The organism is Limnohabitans lacus, assembly GCF_030053395.1.
In the GTDB taxonomy this organism is placed as follows: Bacteria; Pseudomonadota; Gammaproteobacteria; order Burkholderiales; family Burkholderiaceae_C; genus Limnohabitans_A; species Limnohabitans_A lacus.
In genome coordinates this window covers 34,819-58,072 of the sequence record NZ_JASGBH010000004.1, presented here as the reverse complement: position 1 = coordinate 58,072, position 23,254 = coordinate 34,819, and the positions used below count along the sequence as shown (strand labels likewise).

The following is a 23,254-nucleotide window of genomic DNA, read 5'->3' as shown; positions in this document are numbered from 1 at the left end:
CGCCTTTTTTTTATGGTTTGAACCTGGATGAATTGCCATGAGTTTGCGTCCCACCGTTGATTTTTTGCTGCACGACTGGCTCAAGGTCGAAAGCCTGCAAAGCCGCGAGCGCTTTACCGACCACTCGCGCGAAACTTTTGACGCCGTGCTCGACACTTGCGAGCGCATCGCCCGCGAGAAATACGCCCCGTTCAACCGCCTGGTGGACACCCAAGAGCCCCACTTTGATGGCGAAAAAGTCACGCTGCCCCAAGCCACCCACGACGCTTACAAGGCCTATGCCGAGTCGGGCATGCTGAGTGCCGCGCAAGACTACGAAGTGGGCGGCATGCAGCTGCCCTACACCGTGGAGGCTGCAGCCAACGCCTTTTTTGCCATGGCTTCGGTCAGCATCGGCTCGGGCATGCTCACCAGCGGGAACGCCAATTTGCTGATGGTGCACGGCACCGATTTGCAAAAGCAGGTGTTTGCTTTGAACGAATTCAGTGGCCGCTTTTCGGGCACCATGTGCCTGAGTGAGCCGCAAGCGGGCTCGTCGCTCAGCGACGTGATGACCCGCGCCACCCCCGATGGCGCTGACTTTGAATCCGACGCTTTGGGCGCACGCTATCGCCTCAAGGGCAACAAGATGTGGATTTCATCGGGCGAGCACGAATTGAGCGAGAACATCATCCACCTGGTGTTGGCCAAAATTCCCGATGCAAATGGCCAACTGGTGCCGGGCGTCAAAGGCATTTCGCTGTTCATCGTGCCCAAAAAACTGGTGGACACCGATGGGCAATTGACGGGCGAGCGCAACGACGTGGCGCTGGCGGGCCTGAACCACAAATGCGGCTGGCGCGGCACGACCAACACGCTGCTGAATTTTGGCGAGGGCAAGTACCCTGTGCGAGGCGAGGCCGGAGGAGGCTTAGACGGCGCCGGAAGCGGCGCCGTGGCTTATCTCGTCGGCAAGCCCGGCGAAGGCCTTCGCTGCATGTTCCACATGATGAACGAAGCCCGCATCGGCGTGGGCATGGCCGCCACCATGCTGGGCATGGCGGGTTACTACGCCAGCTTGGACTACGCCAAAAACCGCCCCCAAGGCCGTCCCAGCGGGGCCGGGGGCAAAGACGCGAGCCGCCCGCAAGTGCGCATCATTGAGCACGCCGACATCAAGCGCATGCTGCTGGCCCAAAAAGCCTACAGCGAAGGCGCTTTGGCACTGGCGCTGTACAGCGCCCGCTTGGTGGACGAGCAACACACTGGCACGGCCGAAGACGCCGATGTGGCGCGTTTGCTGCTGGAGGTGCTCACGCCCATCGTCAAGAGCTTTCCCAGCGAGTGGTGCCTGGAAGCCAACAGCTTGGCCATCCAGATCCACGGCGGCTATGGCTACACCCGAGACTTTCCGGTGGAGCAGTACTGGCGCGACAACCGCCTGAACATGATCCACGAGGGCACCCACGGCATCCAGGCCATGGACCTGCTGGGCCGCAAGGTGCTGATGGAAAACGGACGCGGCTTGCAACTGTTGGCCGAACGCATGATGGCCACCGCCGCCAAAGCCGAAACCTCATGGGCGCCCGAAGCTGCCGCTTTGCGCGATGCCTTGAAGCAAGTCGGCCAAGCCACTCAGCAAGCCTGGGACGGCGCCGAGCCAGCACAGGCCTTGGCCAACGCCGTGCCTTATTTGCAAGCGTTTGGACACACCGTCATTGCCTGGATTTGGCTCGACGTGGCCCACAGCTTGGGCGACGACAACAGCGCAGCGGCCCAAGGTCGCCGAGCCGCTTGCCGTTACTTCTTCCGTTATGAATTGCCCAAGATCGGGGCTTGGCTCAACGTGGTCAAAAGCCGAGATCCGACCTGCGCCGACCTGCCAGAGGAGGCCTTTTGATGATCCGTCACATCGTGATGTGGAACCTGCAAGACCATGCCGAAGGGGCCGACAAGGCCACCAACCTGGCCAAAGCCAAAACCTTGCTCTTGTCGTGCGCCCAAGTCGTGCCGGGCATCCAGACTTTTGAAGTGGCCACCGCCACCCCCGGCATGGACTGCACCAACGACTTGGTGTTGCACATGTTGCTCGATGACGCGCAGGTGCTAGCGGCTTACCAAAATCACCCGCAACATGTGGCCATCAAGCCGTTCATGAAGGCCGTCGTCAAAGAGCGTCGCTGCATGGATTACCCCCTTTAAAGAAGGTCCGAAGACCTCACCCACTGGAGACAACGCATGAAATTTTCACCCTTGCGAGGCACTGTGATGGGCTTGTCCTTGACCGCCGCAGCCACCGGTTTGCTGGCGCAAACGCCCAACTTGCCGACGGCCGCGCAGACCGACCCCGTGACTTTGGGCTGGATGGAGGGCTCACCACCGCCTGCCGACAAAGTGATCCGCTTTGCCGATGGTTCGGGCTACAAGTTTCCGCAGACACGTTGGAGTTTTTCGAACTTCCGGCAGCTGATCCCCACCACACAAGTCTCGCGTGGCATGGGTGCGCCAGCGCCTTTGCCTCGCGCCTTGCGCAACGACCTTGATGCGGTCAGCTTTGTTCCTTTGGGCAAAGACACCCCCATGACCTGGGCTCAGGCCTTCGATGCCAACTACACCGATGGTGTGGTCGTGTTGCACAAGGGCCGCATCGTGTACGAGCGTTATGCAGGTGCCTTGCGCCCTGAAGGTCAACACATCTCGATGTCGGTGACCAAATCCTTTTTTGGCACCCTGGGCGCGATGCTGGTGGCCGAAGGCAAACTCGACGAGAACGCCCAGGTGTCCCGCTACGTGCCTGAACTCAAGGACAGCGCCTTTGGCGATGCCACCATCCGACAGGTGTTGGACATGCGCACCGGCCTGAAGTACAGCGAGAACTACCTCGACCCCAATGCCGAAATTTGGCAGCACACCCGCGCAGGCGGTGTCTTGCCACGTCCGCCGGGCTACCAGGGCCCTCAAACTTTTTACGAGTTTTTGCAAACCGTGAAGAAAGAGGGCGAACACGGTGGCTCGTTTGCCTACAAGACCGTCAACTCAGACGCTTTGGGTTGGGTGATCCGCCGCGCCACTGGCCAATCGATCGGGCAACTTTTGTCTGATCGGATCTGGTCGCGCTTAGGCATGGAACAAGACGCCTATTTCACCGTGGACAGCGTGGGCAATGAATTTGCCGGCGGCGGCCTCAACGCCGGTCTGCGCGACATGGCCCGTTTTGGCGAAATGATGCGCAACCAGGGCAAGTTCAATGGACAGCAGATCATTCCCGCCTCGGTGGTGCAAGACATCGCCAAGGGCGGCGACAAGAGCGCATTCCCGCAAGCGAGCTTTCCGACATTGCCGGGCTGGTCTTACCGCAACATGTGGTGGGTCTCGAACAACGAACACGGCGCTTATTCAGCACGGGGCATCCACGGGCAGGCGATTTACATCGACCCCAAAGCCGAGATGGTGATCGCCCGTTTTGCCTCGCACCCCATGCCCAACAACCCCTTCAATGACCCCAACTCTTTGCCCGCCTACATGGCACTGGCCAAGCACTTGATGAAATGAAAGACAGACAACATGACACGCACCATCCAACAACTTTTTGATCTGACCGGCCAAGTGGCTCTGGTCACTGGTGGCTCTCGCGGCCTGGGCCTGCAAATGGCCCATGCGCTGGGCGAGGCGGGCGCCAAGATCATGCTCAGCTCGCGCAAAGCCGAAGACTTGGAAGCCGCTGCCGCTGAACTGAAAGCCGCTGGCATCGAGGCCCAATGGATCGCTGCCGACTGCGGCAAAGAAGAAGACATCCGCCGCTTGGCTGCCGAGACCGTGCAGCGCATGGGCCCCATCGACATTTTGGTCAACAACGCCGGTGCCACCTGGGGCGCACCCGCTGAGGAGCACCCAGTGAACGCCTGGGACAAGGTCATGAACCTGAACGTGCGGGGCTATTTCATCCTCGCACAAGAAGTGGCCAAGCTGTGCATGATCCCGCGCAAAAAAGGCCGCATCCTGAACGTGGCCTCGATCGCCGGTCTGGCAGGCAACCCGTCCGAGATGAAGACCATCGCCTACAACACCTCCAAAGGCGCCGTCGTCAACTTCACCCGCGCCTTGGCAGGCGAGTGGGGCGAGCATGGCATCACCGTCAATGCGATTTGCCCCGGCTTTTTCCCCAGCAAAATGACCTACGGTTTGCTCGAAAAATTGGGCGCCGACAAGATGGCCCAAGGCGCACCGTTGCGCCGCTTGGGCGATGACGAAGACCTCAAAGGTTTGACGTTGCTGTATGCGTCTGCCGCAGGCAAGCACATCACCGGTCAGTGGATGGCCGTGGACGGTGGCGTGAGCGCCATCATTGGCGGCTGATCGCTGACGGCCACCACATGAGCATTCCTTTCGGCGCCAAGATCCCGTTTGTGGACCATTTGGGGTTCACCCTCGAGCAATTCGAGGGTGGCCAATCCAAGCTGCTGTTTGCGCCGCACCCCGAACACTTCAACTCATTTGACGTCACCCACGGTGGTGCCGTCATGACATTTCTGGATGTGATCATGGCCACCGCTGCGCGCAGCGTGGAACCTGAAATGGGCGTGGTCACCATCGAGATGAAAACCAGCTTCATGCGCCCAGCCAAAGTCCCCGCCGGTCAAGCGCTGGTGGGCCAAGGCTTTTTGAAGCACCGCACCCGCAGCATGGCCTTCACCGAGGGCAGCGTGTTCGACGCCCAAGGTCAGCTGTGCGCCCATGCCACTGGCACCTTCAAGTACGTCACAAGGCGCGAGAACTCGTCGCCTTCTACCGATTAATTCACCCACTTTCACTGGAGACACACATGCCCATCAACCACCGCATCGTTTTGGACAACCGCCCACAGGGCGAAGCCACCGCCCGCAACTTCAAAATGGTCGAGCTGCCCTTGCCCGAACTCAAGGACGGTGAAGTGCTGGTTTGCCACCACTTCCTGAGCCTGGACCCCTATATGCGTGGCCGCATGAACGAGAGCAAGAGCTACGCCGTACCCCAACCTTTGGGTGAAGTCATGATCGGCGGCACCGTGGGCGAGGTGGTGGACAGCCGCCACCCCAAATTCAAAGCCGGTGACCAGGTCGTGGGCATGGGCGGCTGGCAAGAGTACAGCGTGGTCGATGCCAACGTGATCGGGGCCCTGCGCAAAGTGGACACCACCCATGTGCCGCTGTCGCACTACCTGGGCGCAGTCGGGATGCCCGGCGTGACCGCCTGGTATGGCTTGGTCAAGATCATCAACCCCAAAGCCGGTGAGACCGTCACCGTGAGCGCGGCCAGCGGCGCGGTGGGCAGCGCCTATGGCGCTTTGGCCAAAGCCCGTGGCTGCCGCGTGGTTGGCATTGCTGGCGGCAAAGACAAATGCGATTACGTGGTCAATGAGTTGGGCTTTGACGCCTGCATCGACTACAAAGAGCACAAGGATTACCTGAGCTTGTCCAAGGCGCTGCGCGAAGCTTGCCCCAACGGCATCGATGGCCACTTTGAAAACGTGGGCGGGATGGTGCTGGACGCGGTGATGTTGCGCACCAACGCCTTTGCCCGCATTGCCGTGTGCGGCATGATCGCCGGCTACGACGGTGCGCCCCTGCCCATGAGCAACCCCGCCTTGATTCTGGTCAACCGCATGAAGATCGAAGGCTTTATCGTCAGCGAGCACATGGAAGTGTGGCCCGAAGCCCTGCAAGAGTTGGGCACCTTGGTGGGCACCGGCAAACTGCGCCCCCGCGAATCGGTGGCCCAAGGTCTGGCTGCTGCGCCTGAGGCATTCTTGGGTCTGCTCAAAGGCAAAAACTTCGGCAAGCAATTGGTCAAGCTGGTCTGATCTGACATGGCCGATTTGATCCTGCACCACTACCCGACCTCGCCATTTGCCGAGAAGGTCCGCTTGATTCTGGGCCACAAGCAATTGGCCTGGAAGAGCGTGTTCATCCCGATGATCATGCCCAAGCCCGATGTGACAGCGCTCACCGGTGGCTACCGCCGCACCCCGGTGCTGCAAATCGGTGCGGACATTTACTGCGACACCGCATTGATCTGCGAAGTACTGGAAGGCCTGGCCCCAGAGCACACGCTGTTCCCGCCAGCAGTCAGCGGTGCAGCACGCATCGTGGCGCAGTGGGCAGACAGTGCTTTGTTCACAGCGGCCATGGCCTACAACTTCCAGCCAGCTGGCGTGGCACAGGTTTTTGCGGGTGCGCCTGCTGAAAACGTTCAAGCCTTTGTGGCTGACCGCGCCGCCATGCGCGGTGGCGCAGCCCGCATGTCGTCCACCGACGCGACCACCACGTACAAGAGTTATTTGCGCCGCATCGCCAGCATGCTGCATGGCCAAGACTTTTTGCTGGGCTCACAGCCTTGCGTGGCCGATTTCGCGACTTACCATCCGATCTGGTTCACTCAGAACATCACTTCCGCTGTGGCGGGCGTGCTGGACGCCACGCCCGAGGTGTTGGCTTGGCTGGAGCGCATGAAAGCCATCGGCCACGGCCAAAGCGAAAAAATGTCATCGGCTCAAGCGCTTGAAATGGCGCAAGAGGCGACACCGGCCGCTTTGACCGCCGATGTTTTCCAAGACGATCATGGCATCGCCTTGGGCGGCACCGTGGTCATTGCGGCCGACAACTTTGGGCTGGAGCCGACCGAGGGCGAGCTGATCGCCGCTACCCGCACCCGTTACACCCTGCGCCGCACCGATGAACGTGCGGGCACGGTCCATGTTCACTTCCCCCGCGTGGGATTCACACTCAAAAAGGCTGCCGCATGATCGAGAACTTCAAAGGCAAAACCGCCGTGTTGACCGGTGCCGGTTCCGGCTTTGGTCTGGAATGCGCCCGCATTGGCGCCAAGCTGGGCATGAACCTGGTTTTGGTCGATGTGCAGCAAGACGCGCTGGACAAAGCCGCCGCAGAGATGTCCGCACAAGGCGCGCAAGTGCTGGCCCGCAAAGTCGATGTGGCCAATGCCCAAGCCATGGAACAGTTGGCAGCCGATGTCAAAGCACGCTTTGGTGCACCGCATTTCGTGTTCAACAACGCAGGCGTGGGGGCAGGGGGCTTGGTTTGGGAAAACACGGTGGCCGATTGGGAATGGGTGCTGGGCGTCAACGTTTGGGGCGTGGTGCACGGCGTGCGCTTGTTCACCCCCATGATGCTCGAAGCCGCCAAGACCGATCCAGCCTACCAAGGGCACATTGTCAACACGGCCAGCATGGCTGGCTTGCTGACACCGCCCAATATGGGCATCTACAACGTGAGCAAACACGCCGTGGTGTCCTTGACCGAAACCCTCTACCAAGACTTGCAATTGGTGAGCGACCAGGTCAGCGCCAGTGTCTTGTGCCCTTACTTTGTGCCGACCGGCATCAGCCAAAGCCACCGCAACCGACCAGCCGATCTGGCGGCTGAAAAACCCACCGCCAGCCAGCTGATCGGCCAAGCCCAAAGCGACAAAGCCGTGGGCAGTGGCAAAGTGTCAGCGGCCGATGTGGCGCAAAAAGTGTTCGATGCGGTCGCCAGCGGCCAGTTTTACATTTACAGCCACCCACAAGCGCTGGGCAATGTGCAAAGCCGCATGGAAGCCATTGTCATGGGCAACAACCCGCCCGACCCGTTTGCCGCCAAGCCTGAAATTGGCGTGGCATTGAAGGCGGCATTGCGGGGCTGATCTCCGCGCCCAGCTTCGAAGGTCAGTGAAAGTGGCCTTCGAAGCAGTGTCTAAGTTCGTGACCAATGACGGCGTGGTTGGTTGTCTTGCCGGTGATGATGGAACACTGTTTGGCGGTTTTATCCCAAAAAGCACAGGCCAATGGCGGTGTCAAGTACGCGGCGTCTTTGCTCATGCCGATGGCTTTTGCACAAATTTGGGCCACATCGTCACGTGTTTCCCAAGTCACCTTGACCTCGTTCATGATGCGTTTGTGAGGCGCCAAGGGCGTGAATTCTGAATACTGCTCCATCGGCAAGGTGTGACATCCTGTCAGAAGTGCGAACCCGATCAGCATGAAGCCAGAGCAAACAACTCTTCTCAAATTAGCAGTTTTCATGATTCATCCTCCCGTTGATGTTTTAAACATCTTAAATTGTCATTTATGACATTTAATGTAATTTTGAGGACTAAAACAGTCAATAGTGATTTATAGACAATAAATTCATCAATTGACCATTTCTAATTAGAAAACGCCATTAGATCTGTCAAAAAATAGAAAAATAGCCAAAGCGTCCACCGTCTTGAAATCATTGGGATCCTCATGGCTCTGTGGCAAACTCGCTCGCTTCGTCTTATTCACACCCCGTACGCATGCAAAAAATCATGGGCCAGTTGGCCGCTGAGATCCGGATCCGCCCCGACCAAGTCAAAGCCGCCGTCGAGCTGCTGGATGGCGGTGCCACAGTGCCTTTCATCGCCCGTTACCGCAAAGAAGTCACCGATGGCCTGGACGACATCCAGTTGCGTGAGTTGGAAGCGCGACTGGGTTACCTGCGCGAACTGGAAGACCGACGCGCAGCCGTGATCAAAAGCATCACAGAGCAGGGCAAGATGACGCCCGAATTGCTGGCCGCCATCGATGCCGCCCCGACAAAACAAGAGCTGGAAGACATTTACCTGCCCTTCAAACCCAAGCGCCGCACCAAGGGCATGATGGCCCGCGAAGCCGGGCTGGAGCCGCTTGCCGACAAGCTGTTTGCCGACCCCACACTCGACCCCCACGCCGAAGCCCAAGCCTTTGTGCTGGCCTCAGGGGCGATTGAGGGGGCTGACTTCAGCACCACGGCCGCTGTTCTGGATGGTGTGCGCGATCTGCTCAGCGAACGATGGGCCGAGGACGCGTCGCTGGTGCAAGCCCTGCGCGAATGGCTGTGGAACGAAGGCCTGTTCAAAAGCAAGCTGGCCGACGGCAAAGACGAGAACAACGCCGACGTGGCCAAGTTCCGTGACTACTTTGACTACGACGAGCCGATTGGCCGCGTGCCTTCACACCGTGCTTTGGCCGTGTTCCGTGGCCGTGCACTGGAAATGCTGGACGCCAAATTGGTGTTGCCTGTCGAACCCGAGCCGGGCAAGCCCAGCATCGCCGAAGGCAAGATTGCCATGCATTTGGGCTGGAGCCATGCGGCCCGCCCCTCAGATGACCTGATCCGTAAATGCGTGGCCTGGACCTGGCGCGTGAAACTCAGCCTGTCCACCGAGCGCGACCTGTTCACCCGCTTGCGTGAAGAGGCCGAAAAAGTCGCCATCAAGGTCTTCAGTGACAACCTGCGCGATTTGCTGCTGGCCGCGCCCGCAGGCCCCCGTGTGGTCATGGGACTGGACCCGGGCATCCGCACGGGCGTGAAGGTGGCCGTGGTGGATGCCACCGGCAAACTGGTGGACACCTCTACCGTGTACCCCCATGAGCCCCGCAAGGACTGGGAAGGCTCGCTCTTCACTCTGGCCAAGCTTTGCGAAAAGCACAACGTGAACCTGATCGCCATTGGCAACGGTACCGCCAGCCGCGAGACCGACAAGCTGGCGGGCGACCTGATCAAACAACTGGCCCGCCTGCGTGATGGCGTGGAAATTCAAAAAGCCGTGGTCAGCGAGGCGGGCGCTTCGGTGTACAGCGCCAGTGAATTTGCTTCACAAGAAATGCCCGATGTGGATGTGAGCCTGCGCGGTGCAGCATCCATTGCCCGGCGTTTGCAAGACCCCTTGGCGGAGCTGGTCAAGATCGACCCCAAAGCGATTGGCGTGGGCCAGTACCAGCACGACGTGAACCAAAGCGAGCTGGCCAAAACGCTGGACGCGGTGGTGGAGGACTGCGTGAACTCGGTGGGCGTGGACCTGAACACAGCCAGCGTCCCCTTGCTCACCCGAGTGTCGGGTTTGTCGGGCAGCGTGGCCAAGGCCGTGGTGCGCTGGCGCGATGCCCATGGTGTGTTCAAAACCCGCCAAGATTTGCTCAAAGTGACCGGTTTGGGCGCCAAAACCTTCGAACAAAGCGCGGGCTTTTTGCGCATACGCGGTGGCGACAACCCGCTCGACATGACGGGCGTGCACCCCGAAACCTATCCTGTGGTCGAGCAGATCATCGTCAAAACCGCCAAGCCCATTCAGGACATCATGGGCCGCTCGGAGGTGCTCAAAACGCTCAAACCCGAGCTGTTTGCGAACGACAAATTCGGTGCCATCACCATCCAAGACATCTTGGGAGAGCTGGAAAAGCCTGGCCGCGACCCGCGCCCAGACTTCAAGGTCGCACGCCTGACCGATGGCGTCGAAGACATCAAGGACCTGAAAGAAGGCATGACCTTGGAAGGCACCGTGAGCAACGTGGCCCAGTTTGGCGCTTTTGTTGATTTGGGCGTGCACCAGGACGGCCTGGTCCATGTGAGCCAACTGGCCAACAAGTTCGTGAGCGACGCCCGCGAAGTGGTCAAGACGGGCGACATTGTCAAAGTGAAGGTGCTCGAAGTCGACGTGGCCCGAAAGCGCATCAGCCTGACCATGAAGCTGGACGCTGCACCTGCAAGGCGCGATGGCCCGAGAGACAACAAGTTTGAAGGGGCAGGGCGGGACAACCGCCAGCGTGGTGGTGGTTCAGGCGGGGGTTACACCTCGCCCCCCGCAGCCGGTTCGGGCTCGGCCATGGCCAGCGCCTTTGCCAAACTGCAAGGCCTTAAAAAATAAACCCCATGAAAGCCCTCCACATCCACGCAGGTCCCAAGGCGCTGGCCCACATCCGTGAGCACGGACTGCGGCCAGAGCACATTGGTGTCATCCCGGGTGCGGCGGGCGGCCCCAAAGGGCTGATCCTGGGCGCTCTGGACCGATTCATCTTTGGCGAGTGGCTGGCCCAAAGCACGCAAGCTGTGGACCTGGTGGGTGCATCCATTGGCGCGTGGCGCATGGCGACGGCCTGCTTGAATGACTCGGTCGCAGCATTCGAGCGGCTGGAGCACGACTACATCCACCAGCACTACGAACCATTGCCGGGCAAAAAGCGCGTGAGCGCCGAGCAGGTGAGCGAGGCCTTTGGCCAGAGCCTGCAAGCCTTTTACGGCGGCCGCATCCATGAGGCGCTGAACCACCCGCGATACCGCCTGCATATCGTGACCTCACGCGGGCGGCACATCTTGCACCGCGAACACCCTGTGGCCACGCCACTGGGCTACGCCGGGGCCTACATCACCAACGCCGTCAGCCGACGAGCACTGGGCGGCTGGCTGGCGCGGGTGGTGTTTTCTGTGCAAGGCGTAGCCCTGCCTTTTGACGCGCAAGACTTTCGCACCCAAACGGTGGCCTTGACCGAGGGCAATTTCATGCCCGCGCTGCAGGCCAGCTGCTCCATCCCGTTTGCCTTGAAAGCCGTCCATGACATCCCCGGCGCACCCGCTGGTGCCTATTGGGACGGCGGCATCACCGACTACCACCTGCACCTGAACTGGACCGCGCCCACCCAAGGCCCCGAACGCGCCATCGTGCTGTACCCGCACTTCCAGCAAAACGTGGTGCCCGGCTGGCTCGACAAAGCCCTGAAATGGCGTCACGGCGCGACACCTTTTTTAGACCACACCATCGTCCTGGCCCCCAACCCCGAGTGGGTCAAAACCTTGCCGGGCGGCAAACTGCCTGACCGCACGGATTTCATGACCTATGACCGCGATTTGGCGGGGCGGGTGAAGGTGTGGAGCGCGGCGGCCAGCGCGGCGCAGCAGATGGCGGATGAGTTGGGGGCGTGGTTGACGCAGCCCGACCTGGCCCGCCTTCAGCCCTTGTGAACAGGCTGAGATAATTCCAGCATGAATTCCGCGACCCCGTTCCTCACCGCTGCCCTCTACAAATTCGTCGATCTGCCTGACTTCGCCGATCTGCAAGTGCCTTTGCAAGCCTGTTGCGAGGCCAACGACGTCAAAGGCACGCTGCTTTTGGCACACGAGGGCATCAACGGCACGATTGCCGGGCCCGAGGCTGGGGTAAGGGCGGTATTGGCGTTTTTGCATGCCGATCCGCGCTTGGCCACGCTTCAGCACAAAGAGTCGTGGAGTCCCAAGCCGCCGTTCACCCGCATGAAGGTCAAGCTCAAAAAAGAGATCGTCACCTTGCGCGTGCCCGAGCTGGACCCCAACAAGACCGTGGGCCAATACGTCAAGCCCGCCGAATGGAACGCTTTGCTGGCCGACCCGGACGTGGTGGTCATCGACACGCGCAACGACTACGAAGTGGCCATTGGCACATTCAAGGGCGCGATCAACCCGAACATCAAGACCTTTGTGCAGCTGCCCGCCTGGCTGGACGCCCAAGAAAACCTGCAAGGCGAGTCTGCCAAAAAGACCAAGGTGGCCATGTTTTGCACCGGCGGCATCCGCTGCGAGAAATCCACCGCGCTCATGAAAATGCGCGGCTTTGAGGAGGTTTACCACCTCGAAGGCGGCATCCTCAAATACCTCGAAGAAATCCCGCCCGAGCAAAGCACTTGGGAAGGCGATTGTTTTGTCTTTGACGAACGCGTGAGCGTGAGCCACGGGCTGGGTTTGGGTCACCACGAGCTGTGCCGTTCATGCCGCTGGCCGCTGAGCGAAGAAGACAAGCAGTCGCCTCATTACGTCTTGGGCGTGAGTTGCGCCCACTGCCACGACCAGCGCACGCCCGAGCAAAAAACCAAACTGGCAGAGCGCCAGCGTCAGGTGGAACTGGCCGAAGCGCGGGGCGAGGTCCATGTGGGCGCCAAGATGCCTTCGCCGGAATAAGGCACGCCAGCTTCATGGCCAACAGCAACGAGTTCATCGATTTTTTGCACGAGGTCTTTGAAGACTTGGGCCCGATCCAGGCCAAGCGCATGTTTGGTGGCTACGGCATTTACCACGATGGCTTGATGTTCGGCCTGGTGGTGGCCAACCAGCTTTACCTCAAGGTGGACGATGAAAATCGCCATTTCTTCGAGGCGCAAAAGCTCGGTCCCTTTGTCTTTGCCATGAAGGGCAAGCCGGTCAAGCTGTCTTACCACCTGGCCCCAGAAGCCATCATGGATGAGCGCGAACTGGCCGCCATGTGGGCTCGGCGATCTTGGAATGCGGCTTTGAGGGCGCAATCGCTCAAGGTGCTGCAAAGTGAACGCGCCAAAGGGCGGCGCAAAAAATTCCCCCTAGCTTGAGCATTAACTTCTGATCACAAATGACGCAGCTTCCTTGGGTGCGTCGGTCAGATTTGCAGACAGAATCGGGCTCATTGCATTTTTGTCAACAGGTGATGTTTTGAGAGTTTTGTCGCATGCACGCCCTAAATTTGCCGGCTCCAACATTTTTGTTCGCTCTGTGGCGATCTTGGGCCTTGTACTCATGAGCGCTTGTTCCCCCTCGACACCCGCCAGCACGGTGCCCATGACGGGGCATGGCAAGGACACGCACGGCTGCATAGGCTCTGCAGGCTATGTGTGGTCGCCCGCCCAACAACGGTGCATGCGCCTGTTCGAAGAGGCTTTCGCCTTCGATCCGCACATGGACAACCCGGACCAGACCCTCAGGGCTTTTGTGGTGCTGGGCCCAGAAACGGACAAGCCTCAAAAGGCCGATTTGTTTTTGCCCAATGGACCATTCCCGATGGCGCTCGACGTGGTCAAAACCACCTCAGGCGACATGCGGCCGGTCGTCTTGCGCAATGCGGCCGAGCAAGTCGAGGTCGTCCGCGTCAAGGACATGTACGTCCTGAGTCTCCATGGGCAGGTCAAGTTCACCCACGAGGCCGAGATCGACAGCCCACTGGGCAAGATTTGAGCGTTGCGCGAGATCAGAGGCTGCTCAGCAGCATGTCTCGGTACTCACCCGCCGAGGCGATGCGTGGGTTGGTCTTGTGGCAGTGGTCGGCCAGCGCACCGGTGATGACCTGATCGAACAGACTTTCCGTCACGCCCATCGCGCCCAAGCCAGTGGGCAGGCCCAAACGGGCGTTCATGTCTTTGATGGCCTCGGGGATGTCCGAGCCGCTTTGCAAGCCCATGGCTTGGGCCATGCGGTTCAAGCGATTGTCTTTTTGCACCGTTTCTGCAGACGCGTTGAAGGTGACCACGGCAGGCAAGAACATGGCGTTCAAAGTGCCGTGGTGCAGGCGTGGGTTCACGCCGCCCAGGCTGTGGCTCAAAGAGTGCACACAACCCAAGCCTTTTTGGAAGGCCATGGCGCCTTGCATGCTGGCGCTCATCATGTTCAGACGCGCCTCGCGGTCTTGGCCGTTGGTGGTGGCGCGTTCGATGTGCGCCCAAGCGCGTTGCAGACCGTCCAGCGCAATGCCGTCGGCGGGCGGGTTGAAGGGCGCGGCCATGAAGGTTTCCATGCAATGCGCCACCGCGTCCATGCCGGTGGCAGCGGTCAGCATGGGCGGCAGGCCCAGGGTGAGCTCGGGGTCGCAAATGGCCGCTCTCGGGACGATGAACCAGCTGTGAAAACCCAGTTTGCGGCCGTCATCGACGATCAAGATCGCACCCCGGGCCACTTCGGAGCCGGTGCCGGCCGTGGTGGGCACGGCGATCAGCGGGGCCACCCGGTCGGTGATCTTGAGCGAGCCACCCTCGATGGTGGCGTAGGTCTTGAGCGGCCCCTCGTGCGTTGCGGCAATGCTCACGCCCTTGGCGCAGTCGATGGACGAGCCGCCACCCAAGGCGATCAGGCCGTCGCAGTTGTGTTGCTTGTAGACGGCGGCAGCGGCACGCACCGCGGCCTCGGTCGGGTTGGACGGCGTTTGGTCGAACACGCTGACCTGAAGACCGGGCAGGGCGGCGAGGGCTTTGTCCAAAATGCCCACCGCTTTGACGCCCGCGTCGGTCACGATCAGGGGGCGGGTGATGCCCACGCGCTCGCATTCGGCTTTGAGCAGGCTGATCGCGCCAAAGTCGATCTGGATTTGGGTGACGTAATTGATGAAAGACATGCAAAGTTCTCCAAAGCGTGAGCAGGTGACAGACCCCTTGTGCGGGGCGTTGTACGATTTGCGTTCATTTTGATTCAGGAACCGCCTTTGTCCATCCGGCCCAACGCCAAGCCCGTCACGTTGGCAACACCCGGATCGGGCCCAAGCCAGCCCTCATGAGCAGCCACCACACCAACCCCAGATCCTTGTTGAACCCGGCCACGCGCACGCTGATCGACCGCGTTCAGCGTGCAGGGCGCCCGCCCATGCACGCCATGACGGCCCCTCAAGCCCGCACCTTCTATGACATCGGCGGGCCGATTCTGGACCTGCAGCCTGCGCCCCATGTGGACCGGGTTCAGGACATCAGCATCCCGGCCCGCGATGGACACGCCATGCCTGCACGCCTGTACGCCCCGCACAGCGACACGGCCTTGCCCGTGCTGCTGTACCTCCATGGCGGCGGTTTCACCGTGGGCAGCCTCACCACGCACGATGTGTTGTGCAGACAACTCTCAAGGCATAGCCACTGCGCCGTGGTGTCGCTGGACTACCGGCTTGCGCCTGAGCACCGCTTTCCCACGGCCGTGCACGACGCGTGGGACGCGCTGAACTGGTTGCTCCAACACGGCGACAGCCTGGGCCTGGACAACACGCGCTTGGCCGTGGGCGGCGACAGCGCAGGCGGCACTTTGTCTGCCGTGTGCGCCTTGATGGCCCGCGATGCAGGCTTGAAGCTGGCTTTGCAGCTGCTGTTTTACCCAGGCTGCGGCTCCAAACAAGACACCGCTTCGCACCACACGTTTGGCGAGGGTTTCATGCTCGACAAGGAAACCATTGCCTGGTTTTTTGACGGCTACATCGACCAGGCCGACAGAGGCGACTGGCGCTTTGCCCCCGGCAACGCCCCCGACCACAGCGGCCTTGCCCCGGCCTGGATGGGCTTGGCCGAATGCGACCCTCTGGTCGACGAGGGCGTGCGCTATGCCGACACGCTGCGCATGGCGGGCGTGCCTGTTGATCTGGAGATTTACCGGGGCGTGATCCATGGCTTCATCACCATGGGCCGCGCCATCCCCGATGCTCTGAAGGCCCATGCCGATGCGGGCCGGGCTTTGAAACACGCTTTTGAAAGTTGAACCCATGAAACGCCAAGATTTTCGTTTTTCTCACCGCATGCGGGTGCGCTGGGTTGAAGTGGACATGCAAAAGATCGTCTTCAACGGTCACTACCTCATGTACTTCGACACGGCCGTGACCGACTATTGGCGCAACCTGGCCATGCCCTATGCCGACACCATGCACCAACTGGGCGGCGACCTGTACGTCAAGAAGGCCAGCGTCGAGTACCACGCCAGCGCCGAGATGGACGACTATCTTGACGTTTGCATGCGCTGCGAGCGCATCGGCAACTCGTCCATGACTTTTGTGGGTGCGATTTTCCGGGGGGATGAACTGCTGATCACCAGCGAGCTGGTTTATGTCTACGCCGACCCGGTGGCCAAAAAGAGCCAGTCCATCCCCGCCCCCTTGCGCGAGATGCTCGAAGGTTTTGAACGCGGCGAAGACATGGTGCAGCTGCATCTGGGTTCTTGGCACGACTTTCAAAAGCTGGCCGCGCCGCTTCGCACCGAGGTGTTTGTCGAAGAACAAAAAGTGCCGGCCGACATGGAATGGGATCACGACGACGAGACCGCACTGCACTGCGTGGTCATCAACCGCATGGGCATGGTTCTGGCCACAGGCCGTCTGTTGCAACACGCACCGGGCGTGGCCCGCATTGGCCGCATGGCCGTCAAAAAACAGATGCGCGGCAGCGATCTGGGCCGACGCGTCCTGCATGCCCTGATGGCCGCCGCCAAAGAACGCGGCGACACGCAAGTCGTGCTGCATGCGCAGTGCAGCGCCGAAGGCTTCTACAAGCGCTCAGGCTTTGTGCCCCATGGCTTGATTTTTGAAGAAGCCGGTATCGCGCACATCGAGATGGTTTGTCAGCTTTGAGCGAACTTCAGTTGAATGCTCAGATGTCTGCCAGCAAAGCGTAGGGCAGGGGTTGAATGGCGAGTGTTGCCCCGTCGGCGCTGCCCAGTCGCCAGCCTGTTTCTTGGCTTTCCAAGGTGCCACTGACCAAGGCGACAAAGCCTTGCCCATCGGGCCTGGACGCTGCGCAGACCACCGTGGCACAAGCTTGTTCGGGATCTGTCGGCGTGAAAACCTCTTGACCAGCGTCAAGCGCCACGGGGCTGTGGACCAGCGCTGTACGCCGCTTCAAGGTGCCGCGAAACTGGCTTCGGGCCACGACTTCTTGACCGGGGTAGCAGCCTTTTTTGAAGTTGACGCCCCCGACCGATTCGTAATTGAGCATTTGCGGTACGAAGGCCTCAAAGACAGGCTGGGTCAACAAGGTGACGCCGCTCATGACCTCGGCCCATAGCCAAACATCCGTCGAGATGTCTGCCAAGGACGGCAAGGTCAACGCTGTTGGGGCCACCCACAGGGCACGTGACACGGCCACACCGCCCACAACAGCTGGGTAAAGGGCCACAGTGTGAGCCCCCTCCAGGACCACGGTGTGCCAAGGCGACGCTTCACTGATCAAGGTTTTGGCGCTGTCGCCGAGTAAACCGCGCAGCTGCCACTGACTTGAGGCATCGCTCAACTTGACCTTGGCCCGCAGCACAAACATGGACAGGCGCTTGAGCGTCTGGGCCAGCAAATCGAGGGGCATGACCAGCAGCACGGTGTCGGGCGCCGTCTTGGTGAGCACAAAACTGGCTTGCATGCGGCCTTTGGCCGAGCAAAAAGCAGCCAATCGAGATTGCCCCACCGGCAAGAGCAACACATCGTTGGTCAATTGGTTGTGCAGGAAGTTGGCTGCATCTTCGCCTTGCGCCTGGATCACGCCCAGATGGGGCAGGGCGGCCGAGCCGTTGAGCATGGGAAAGTCTGCAAAGGGGGTCATCGGGTTTGACATGGTGATTGACGTGAGGTGAACGGCCCTGCGAAGCCGAAGAAGCCCTGAATTATGATCAAGCCTCGTTTGAACTGGGCCGTTGCGGCTATTTTCACGGTATTTCAAAAGGCCTCGGGTGATCAAAAGTTTGTTCAAGGGTTTGGTGGTTTTGCTCGTGTTGGCTGTGGCGCTTGCCGCCGGCGCATACCACTGGGTGAACCAGCCGATGGGCGCTCGCACCGGCCAAGCTGAAACACTGGATTTGTCCATTGAGCCGGGCGCCGCACCCAAAGCCATCGCTCAAATGGCCGTCGATGCCGGGGCGGATGTGCCGCCCTGGGCTCTGTACGCATGGTTTCGCCTGTCGGGCCAATCGCGCCAAATGCGGGCTGGCAGTTACGAATTCAGCGGTCAGACCACGCCCGCTAGGCTGTTGTCCATGCTGGTGCGCGGTGAAGAAAGCCTGCGCACCGTGACGATTGTGGAAGGCTGGAACATCCGTCAACTGCGTCAGGCCCTGGCCAAATCCGACCAACTCAAACCCGACAGTCAGACCTTGGACGATCAGGCTTTGATGGCGCAGTTGGGCCGCCCCCAATTGCACCCAGAAGGCCGTTTTTACCCCGACACATACAGCTACGCCAAAGGCAGCAGCGATCTGGCCGTCTTGAAACGGGCCATGAGGGCCATGGACAAACAACTCGACAAAGCCTGGCAAGTGCGGTCGCCTCTGGTGTCTGTCAAATCACCCGAAGAAGCTTTGATCCTGGCCAGCATTGTGGAAAAGGAAACGGGCAAACCCGCTGACCGGCCACAAATTTCGGGCGTGTTCAACAACCGCCTGCGCATCGGCATGCTGCTGCAAACCGACCCCACGGTGATTTACGGCATGGGTGCGGCATTTGATGGCAATTTGCGCCGCAAAGATTTGCGCACCGACACGCCTTGGAACACCTACACCCGCAACGGCCTGCCACCCACCCCAATCGCCATGCCCGGCAAAGCCGCTTTGCTGGCCGCTGTGCAACCCGCCAAAACGCAAGCGCTGTATTTTGTGGCCAAGGGCGACGGCAGCAGTCATTTCAGTGCCACGCTGGACGAGCACAACCGGGCCGTTAACCGTTACCAGCGTGGCCAACGCCAGTCTGCGGACTGAGTTAGCGGCGACAATCGGACTTTTACTTTTGACCACTTCATGACACGCGGTTTGTTCATCAGCTTTGAAGGCATCGACGGTGCGGGCAAATCCACCCACATCGACAGCGTGGCCGCGCTTTTTCGCCAAGCGGGCAGGGCGGTGGTGCTGACCCGCGAGCCGGGCGGAACCCCTTTGTCAGAAAAGCTGCGCGAGTTGGTGCTGCACGAGCCCATGAACGCACTGACCGAAGCCTTGCTGATGTTTGCCGCACGCCGCGAGCATTTGGTTCAGGTGATTGAGCCTGCTCTGGCCCGGGGCGATGTGGTCTTGTGTGACCGCTTCACCGATGCCACTTTTGCCTACCAAGGCGGTGGCCGTGGTTTTGACTGGCAAGTGCTCGGCCAGCTCGAGCGCATGGTGCAGCAAACGCCAGGGGGCATGTTGCGCCAACCGGATCTCACCGTTTGGTTCGATCTGGACCCGGCCATTGCGGCCGAGCGATTGGCCTCGGCCCGCGTGCCCGACAAATTTGAGTCTCAGCCCGCTGACTTTTTTGCGGCGGTGCGTGCGGGTTATGCGCAGCGACTGTCTGAAATGCCCAAGCGTTTCGCCCGCATTGACGCGGCCCAAAGTCGCGAAGCGGTGGGGGCTGATGTGGCCATGGTGATTCAGCCCTGGCTCGACAGGAGCTCGGTATGAGCGCTGTTTTGAATGCGCCTTGGATCGCTCGCCAGACCCGCGATCTGCTGGCCCAACGCGGCCACGCCTGGCTTTTGCAAGGGCCATCGGGCTTGGGTCAATACGAGCTGGCCTTGGCGCTGGCCTCGGCCTGGCTGTGCGAAAAGCCCAGTGAGCAGGGTGCTTGCGGCGACTGCCCCAGCTGCCACGCGATTGCGGTGCGCACCCATGCCGATCTGGCCGTGTTGATGCCCGAAATCCAGATGATGGAACTGGGCTGGCCGCTGTCTGAAAAGGCGCAAGCCGACATTGACGACAAAAAACGCAAACCCAGCAAAGAAATCCGGGTCGAAGCCATGCGCGATGCGGTGGAGTTTTCGCAGCGCACCGATGCCCGAGGGCGCGGCAAGGCGGTCCTGGTCTTCCCGGCCGAGCGCATGAACATCGTGACGGCCAACGCTTTGCTCAAGACCTTGGAAGAACCGCCGGGCCATGTGCGCTTTGTGCTGGCCACCGAGGCTTCGCATTTGCTCTTGCCCACCATCCGCAGCCGCTGCCTGGCCCACACCATGAAGTGGCCTGAGGCCAACGAAGCCCTGCCTTGGCTCCAAGCCCAAGGCGTGCCCGAATCCGTTGCGCAGGCTTTGCTGCGCAGTGCAGGCGGACGGCCGTCCGATGTTTTGCGCCAGGCCGAAAGCGGTTTGTCGCCCGAATGGTGGGCGGCCTTACCCAAGGCCATGCACCAAGGCGATGCGCGCCATTTGGACGATTTGAGTCCCGCTCAGGCCATTGATGCGCTTCAAAAACTCTGCCACGACCTGGTTTTGCGCCAGTCTGGGGCTGTGCCCCGGTTTTTCCAGGACACCCAGTTGCCTGCCAGCAAGGCCTCGGTCATGGTTTTGACCGATTGGTTCAAACGCCTGATGCAATCGGCGCGCACTGCTGAGCACCCCTTCAACGCCGGTCTGATGTTGGAATCGCTGACCGCCGACGCCCAACAAACCCTGCGCTCGCAGGTCTGAACTGATGTACACCGATTCGCATTGCCATTTGACCTTTCCCGAGCTGCAAAGCCAGTTTGAGAGCATCCGCACCGCCATGCAGGCGGCGCAAGTGACCCGTGCCTTGTGCATTTGCACCACGCTCGAAGAGTTCGACACCGTGCATGCCTTGTCCATGGCGCACGACAACATTTGGTCCACCGTGGGGGTGCACCCTGACAACGAGGGCGTGCGGGAACCCAGCTTTCAAGACCTGCTGGACGGCGCAGCGCGCCCCCGCGTGGTGGCGATTGGCGAAACCGGTCTGGACTACTATCAGATGGACGAGCGCAAAGGCGGTCGCACCGTGGCCGACATTGCATGGCAGCGTGATCGCTTTCGCACCCACATCCGGGCAGGGCGTCACACCCAATTGCCGCTGGTGATCCACACCCGTCAGGCTTCTGACGACACGATCGCGATCCTGAAGGAAGAGGGCGAAACGGGTGGGGCAGGCTGCGCCGGTGGAGTGTTCCACTGCTTCACCGAAAGCCAACAGGTGGCCCGGGCTGCATTGGACCTGGGCTTTTACATCTCCTTTTCTGGCATCCTGACGTTCAAAACCGCCGCTGATTTGCGAGAAGTGGCCAAGTTCGTGCCCGATGACCGTTTGCTGATCGAGACCGACAGCCCGTACCTGGCGCCCGTGCCTTACCGGGGCAAGACCAACAACCCATCGTATGTGCCATTTGTGGCCAAGCAATTGGCCGAGTTGCGAGGTTCGAGTCCAGAGGCCATTGGAGCGTTGACCAGCCAAAATTTCAACCGTTTATTCTCTAAAATTTCAGTAACTTAAAGTGATGTCTAGCTTTAAATATTTTAAAAAGTTAATTGTTTTAATTGGATATTTTTTCATATTCAAGAATTCACTTGCAGGTTCCTATGAGGATTTTTTCAAAGCCTTGCGGCTTGATGACGCCAAGACTGTCTCATCACTTTTAAACCGTGGTTTTGACCCCAACACATTGGACGAGCAAGGCCGTCACGGTTTGATGCTGGCATTGCAAGTGCCGTCACCCAACGCGGCCGAAGTGCTCATTCGATCCGAAAAAACCAAAGTTGAAGTGCGCAGCGACAAGGACGAAAGTCCATTGATGTTGGCCGCTTTTCGGGGTCAAAAAGGCTTGGTTGAACTGCTCATTTGGCGAGATGCCGATGTCAACAAGACCGGCTGGACACCCCTGCATTACGCGGCCAGTGGCGGCCATGCTGACATTGCCAAGTTATTGATCGACCACAGTGCCTACATCGATGCTGAATCTCCGAATGGAACCACGCCCTTGATGATGGCGGCCATGTACGGCACACCCGACGTGGTCAAGTTGCTGATCGATGAAGGTGCTGATGCCACCCTTAAAAACCAATTGGGCATGACCGCTTTGGATTTTGCCAAGCAAGGCAACCGCAAAGATGCCATTCAAATTTTGCAGAACCTTCCAAAGGTGAGTCAAAAGCCATTGCCAGTGCCTGATTCATCTGGATTGGGCAATCGTCAGTCGAACGATCGCGGTTTGGTGATCACCCCCGTTAAATGAACATTAGGAAGCATTCGACCTCCTGTTATTAAGTTCGTACGATGTATATTATGGGTCCGTAAGATTTGCTTGTCTTATCTTATGCGTCCATAGTAGCTAAAAAAGCAAACTCTGACGTTTCACCGGCTCTGCAACTTTCCCTTGGACATGGTCAACCAAGGGGATTTACATGGCAACGATTGTTGTATCGCTGGTTTCAACAAAGGGCGGGGTGGGCAAAACCACTGTAGCCGCAAATTTAGCAGGTCTCACTGCAGCTCTGGGTCTTCGAACCCTACTGATCGATGGCGACGTTCAGCCATCTTTGAGCAAGTATTTCTTGATGGATAGGCCAGCCAGCACTGGAATGGCTGAGGTCATCTCTTCAGGTGGCCTGATCACAACACGGGACATCAGCCACACAAAAACCCCCAACTTGGACATCATCTTGTCCAACATGACTGATGCCACGCAAAACTGGCTCAAGCAGCGGGAAGACCGGCTCATCTTGCTCAAGCGAGCAGTTCGCCAACCGGTCGTGCGCGACAACTACGAAATCGTCATCATCGACACACAGGGCGCTACCGGCGAGCTGCAACGAACAGCAGCCATGGCAGCCGACATCATGATCAGCCCAATCAAGCCCGATCTGATGAACTACAGCGAGTTCCTGTCTGGAACTCTCGAGATGATGCAGCAGCTCAATGCGATGGCAGATCTCTCGGCTGAGCTGCGCTCGGGGGTTTTGTGCTTGCTCATCAACAGTATGGACCGCACTCGCAACAGCATGGGCGTAGCCCAAGCGGTGCGCAACGATTTTCGGCAACACCCCAATGTCCGCTTGCTCGACACCGTGGTCCCCGCGTCGACGGTCTACCCAACGTCGCGCAGCATGAATTGCCCGGTGCATTTATTTGACAGACCGAACGGCAACGGGCGCAGCGGCTATGAAGTCATGCATCAACTGTTGCATGAGTTGCTACCGCACCTCAAAGGTATGTGGGCGGACGGAGTCCCTCCGGGAGCGCAAGAGCCAAAAACCACAGAAGGAGTCTGA

Annotated in this window: 24 protein-coding genes; 21 read left to right on the top strand and 3 right to left on the bottom strand. The window is 59.8% G+C overall.

Annotated features, from left to right (window positions below):
- The first annotated feature begins 37 nt into the window (after positions 1-37).
- From QLQ16_RS06865 to QLQ16_RS06830, 8 genes are read left to right on the top strand one after another with little or no spacing between them, the layout of a single operon-like run.
- Positions 38-1,879, top strand: coding sequence for an acyl-CoA dehydrogenase (locus QLQ16_RS06865; RefSeq protein ID WP_283223952.1), 1,842 nt, complete (start codon positions 38-40; stop codon positions 1,877-1,879).
- Positions 1,879-2,181, top strand: coding sequence for a Dabb family protein (locus QLQ16_RS06860; protein ID WP_283223951.1), 303 nt, complete (start codon positions 1,879-1,881; stop codon positions 2,179-2,181). Before QLQ16_RS06865 ends, QLQ16_RS06860 begins: the two co-directional genes overlap by 1 nt.
- A gap of 36 nt (positions 2,182-2,217) precedes the next feature.
- Positions 2,218-3,531: a serine hydrolase domain-containing protein gene (locus QLQ16_RS06855; RefSeq protein WP_431310391.1), complete on the top strand. Its 1,314-nt coding sequence runs from the start codon at positions 2,218-2,220 to the stop codon at positions 3,529-3,531.
- Between the two features lie 12 nt (positions 3,532-3,543).
- Positions 3,544-4,335: an SDR family oxidoreductase gene (locus tag QLQ16_RS06850; protein ID WP_283223950.1), complete on the top strand. Its 792-nt coding sequence runs from the start codon at positions 3,544-3,546 to the stop codon at positions 4,333-4,335.
- A 17-nt stretch (positions 4,336-4,352) separates the two neighbouring features.
- Entirely contained in the window at positions 4,353-4,775 is a 423-nt protein-coding gene (locus QLQ16_RS06845; RefSeq protein ID WP_283223949.1) for a PaaI family thioesterase, read from the top strand.
- A 26-nt stretch (positions 4,776-4,801) separates the two neighbouring features.
- Positions 4,802-5,818 carry an NADP-dependent oxidoreductase gene (locus tag QLQ16_RS06840; RefSeq protein WP_283223948.1) on the top strand — a complete coding sequence of 339 codons (1,017 nt, stop codon included), beginning with the start codon at positions 4,802-4,804 and terminating at the stop codon, positions 5,816-5,818.
- Positions 5,819-5,824: 6 nt separating this feature from the next.
- The gene (locus tag QLQ16_RS06835) at positions 5,825-6,760 is read left to right on the top strand and encodes a glutathione S-transferase family protein (protein ID WP_283223947.1); all 936 of its coding nucleotides are present in this window, start codon (positions 5,825-5,827) and stop codon (positions 6,758-6,760) included.
- A complete protein-coding gene (locus tag QLQ16_RS06830; protein ID WP_283223946.1) occupies positions 6,757-7,659 on the top strand; it encodes an SDR family oxidoreductase in 903 nt (300 codons plus the stop codon). Before QLQ16_RS06835 ends, QLQ16_RS06830 begins: the two co-directional genes overlap by 4 nt.
- Positions 7,660-7,681: 22 nt before the next feature.
- Here the strand turns inward: QLQ16_RS06830 and QLQ16_RS06825 are convergent, their stop codons facing one another.
- Positions 7,682-7,903, bottom strand: coding sequence for a hypothetical protein (locus QLQ16_RS06825; protein WP_283223945.1), 222 nt, complete (start codon positions 7,901-7,903; stop codon positions 7,682-7,684).
- 389 nt (positions 7,904-8,292) lie between these two features.
- Between QLQ16_RS06825 and QLQ16_RS06820 the strand changes: the two genes are divergently transcribed.
- The 5 genes from QLQ16_RS06820 (at position 8,293) to QLQ16_RS06800 (ending at position 13,745) form a co-directional block, all read left to right on the top strand.
- A complete protein-coding gene (locus QLQ16_RS06820; RefSeq protein ID WP_283223944.1) occupies positions 8,293-10,662 on the top strand; it encodes a Tex family protein in 2,370 nt (789 codons plus the stop codon).
- Between the two features lie 5 nt (positions 10,663-10,667).
- Positions 10,668-11,753, top strand: a complete 1,086-nt coding sequence (locus QLQ16_RS06815) for a patatin-like phospholipase domain-containing protein (protein ID WP_283223943.1) — start codon at positions 10,668-10,670, stop codon at positions 11,751-11,753.
- A gap of 21 nt (positions 11,754-11,774) precedes the next feature.
- The gene (gene trhO / locus QLQ16_RS06810) at positions 11,775-12,722 is read left to right on the top strand and encodes an oxygen-dependent tRNA uridine(34) hydroxylase TrhO (protein WP_283223942.1); all 948 of its coding nucleotides are present in this window, start codon (positions 11,775-11,777) and stop codon (positions 12,720-12,722) included.
- Between the two features lie 14 nt (positions 12,723-12,736).
- A complete protein-coding gene (locus QLQ16_RS06805; RefSeq protein WP_283223941.1) occupies positions 12,737-13,126 on the top strand; it encodes a TfoX/Sxy family protein in 390 nt (129 codons plus the stop codon).
- 184 nt (positions 13,127-13,310) lie between these two features.
- Positions 13,311-13,745, top strand: coding sequence for a hypothetical protein (locus QLQ16_RS06800; RefSeq protein ID WP_283223940.1), 435 nt, complete (start codon positions 13,311-13,313; stop codon positions 13,743-13,745).
- Positions 13,746-13,758: 13 nt separating this feature from the next.
- Here the strand turns inward: QLQ16_RS06800 and QLQ16_RS06795 are convergent, their stop codons facing one another.
- Complete coding sequence (locus tag QLQ16_RS06795) at positions 13,759-14,895, bottom strand: iron-containing alcohol dehydrogenase (protein ID WP_283223939.1); 1,137 nt, start codon at positions 14,893-14,895, stop codon at positions 13,759-13,761.
- A gap of 155 nt (positions 14,896-15,050) precedes the next feature.
- On the opposite strand from QLQ16_RS06795, the gene QLQ16_RS06790 reads away from it, so the two are divergent.
- Entirely contained in the window at positions 15,051-16,013 is a 963-nt protein-coding gene (locus QLQ16_RS06790) for an alpha/beta hydrolase (RefSeq protein ID WP_283223938.1), read from the top strand.
- Positions 16,014-16,017: 4 nt separating this feature from the next.
- A complete protein-coding gene (locus QLQ16_RS06785) occupies positions 16,018-16,875 on the top strand; it encodes a YbgC/FadM family acyl-CoA thioesterase (protein ID WP_283223937.1) in 858 nt (285 codons plus the stop codon).
- Between the two features lie 19 nt (positions 16,876-16,894).
- Here the strand turns inward: QLQ16_RS06785 and ygfZ are convergent, their stop codons facing one another.
- The gene (gene ygfZ / locus QLQ16_RS06780; protein ID WP_283223936.1) at positions 16,895-17,848 is read right to left on the bottom strand and encodes a CAF17-like 4Fe-4S cluster assembly/insertion protein YgfZ; all 954 of its coding nucleotides are present in this window, start codon (positions 17,846-17,848) and stop codon (positions 16,895-16,897) included.
- A 118-nt stretch (positions 17,849-17,966) separates the two neighbouring features.
- On the opposite strand from ygfZ, the gene mltG reads away from it, so the two are divergent.
- From mltG to QLQ16_RS06750, 6 genes are all read left to right on the top strand, one after another.
- A complete protein-coding gene (gene mltG / locus QLQ16_RS06775) occupies positions 17,967-18,983 on the top strand; it encodes an endolytic transglycosylase MltG (RefSeq protein ID WP_283224119.1) in 1,017 nt (338 codons plus the stop codon).
- 39 nt (positions 18,984-19,022) lie between these two features.
- The gene (gene tmk / locus QLQ16_RS06770) at positions 19,023-19,664 is read left to right on the top strand and encodes a dTMP kinase (protein ID WP_283223935.1); all 642 of its coding nucleotides are present in this window, start codon (positions 19,023-19,025) and stop codon (positions 19,662-19,664) included.
- On the top strand, positions 19,661-20,665 hold the full coding sequence (locus tag QLQ16_RS06765) for a DNA polymerase III subunit delta' (protein ID WP_283223934.1): 1,005 nt from the start codon (positions 19,661-19,663) through the stop codon (positions 20,663-20,665). Before tmk ends, QLQ16_RS06765 begins: the two co-directional genes overlap by 4 nt.
- A gap of 4 nt (positions 20,666-20,669) precedes the next feature.
- A complete protein-coding gene (locus QLQ16_RS06760; protein WP_283223933.1) occupies positions 20,670-21,479 on the top strand; it encodes a TatD family hydrolase in 810 nt (269 codons plus the stop codon).
- Positions 21,480-21,483: 4 nt separating this feature from the next.
- Positions 21,484-22,218 carry an ankyrin repeat domain-containing protein gene (locus QLQ16_RS06755; protein ID WP_283223932.1) on the top strand — a complete coding sequence of 245 codons (735 nt, stop codon included), beginning with the start codon at positions 21,484-21,486 and terminating at the stop codon, positions 22,216-22,218.
- Positions 22,219-22,387: 169 nt separating this feature from the next.
- Complete coding sequence (locus QLQ16_RS06750) at positions 22,388-23,254, top strand: ParA family protein (RefSeq protein ID WP_283223931.1); 867 nt, start codon at positions 22,388-22,390, stop codon at positions 23,252-23,254.

Bases quoted from the DNA above. Each gene is read 5' to 3' on its own strand.
- QLQ16_RS06865 (WP_283223952.1), top strand. From the start codon at position 38: ATGAGTTTGCGTCCCACCGTTGATTTTTTGCTGCACGACTGGCTCAAG.
- QLQ16_RS06860 (WP_283223951.1), top strand. From the start codon at position 1,879: ATGATCCGTCACATCGTGATGTGGAACCTGCAAGACCATGCCGAAGGG.
- QLQ16_RS06855 (WP_431310391.1), top strand. From the start codon at position 2,218: ATGAAATTTTCACCCTTGCGAGGCACTGTGATGGGCTTGTCCTTGACC.
- QLQ16_RS06850 (WP_283223950.1), top strand. From the start codon at position 3,544: ATGACACGCACCATCCAACAACTTTTTGATCTGACCGGCCAAGTGGCT.
- QLQ16_RS06845 (WP_283223949.1), top strand. From the start codon at position 4,353: ATGAGCATTCCTTTCGGCGCCAAGATCCCGTTTGTGGACCATTTGGGG.
- QLQ16_RS06840 (WP_283223948.1), top strand. From the start codon at position 4,802: ATGCCCATCAACCACCGCATCGTTTTGGACAACCGCCCACAGGGCGAA.
- QLQ16_RS06835 (WP_283223947.1), top strand. From the start codon at position 5,825: ATGGCCGATTTGATCCTGCACCACTACCCGACCTCGCCATTTGCCGAG.
- QLQ16_RS06830 (WP_283223946.1), top strand. From the start codon at position 6,757: ATGATCGAGAACTTCAAAGGCAAAACCGCCGTGTTGACCGGTGCCGGT.
- QLQ16_RS06825 (WP_283223945.1), bottom strand. From the start codon at position 7,903: ATGAACGAGGTCAAGGTGACTTGGGAAACACGTGACGATGTGGCCCAA.
- QLQ16_RS06820 (WP_283223944.1), top strand. From the start codon at position 8,293: ATGCAAAAAATCATGGGCCAGTTGGCCGCTGAGATCCGGATCCGCCCC.
- QLQ16_RS06815 (WP_283223943.1), top strand. From the start codon at position 10,668: ATGAAAGCCCTCCACATCCACGCAGGTCCCAAGGCGCTGGCCCACATC.
- trhO (WP_283223942.1), top strand. From the start codon at position 11,775: ATGAATTCCGCGACCCCGTTCCTCACCGCTGCCCTCTACAAATTCGTC.
- QLQ16_RS06805 (WP_283223941.1), top strand. From the start codon at position 12,737: ATGGCCAACAGCAACGAGTTCATCGATTTTTTGCACGAGGTCTTTGAA.
- QLQ16_RS06800 (WP_283223940.1), top strand. From the start codon at position 13,311: ATGAGCGCTTGTTCCCCCTCGACACCCGCCAGCACGGTGCCCATGACG.
- QLQ16_RS06795 (WP_283223939.1), bottom strand. From the start codon at position 14,895: ATGTCTTTCATCAATTACGTCACCCAAATCCAGATCGACTTTGGCGCG.
- QLQ16_RS06790 (WP_283223938.1), top strand. From the start codon at position 15,051: ATGAGCAGCCACCACACCAACCCCAGATCCTTGTTGAACCCGGCCACG.
- QLQ16_RS06785 (WP_283223937.1), top strand. From the start codon at position 16,018: ATGAAACGCCAAGATTTTCGTTTTTCTCACCGCATGCGGGTGCGCTGG.
- ygfZ (WP_283223936.1), bottom strand. From the start codon at position 17,848: ATGTCAAACCCGATGACCCCCTTTGCAGACTTTCCCATGCTCAACGGC.
- tmk (WP_283223935.1), top strand. From the start codon at position 19,023: ATGACACGCGGTTTGTTCATCAGCTTTGAAGGCATCGACGGTGCGGGC.
- QLQ16_RS06765 (WP_283223934.1), top strand. From the start codon at position 19,661: ATGAGCGCTGTTTTGAATGCGCCTTGGATCGCTCGCCAGACCCGCGAT.
- QLQ16_RS06760 (WP_283223933.1), top strand. From the start codon at position 20,670: ATGTACACCGATTCGCATTGCCATTTGACCTTTCCCGAGCTGCAAAGC.
- QLQ16_RS06755 (WP_283223932.1), top strand. From the start codon at position 21,484: ATGTCTAGCTTTAAATATTTTAAAAAGTTAATTGTTTTAATTGGATAT.
- QLQ16_RS06750 (WP_283223931.1), top strand. From the start codon at position 22,388: ATGGCAACGATTGTTGTATCGCTGGTTTCAACAAAGGGCGGGGTGGGC.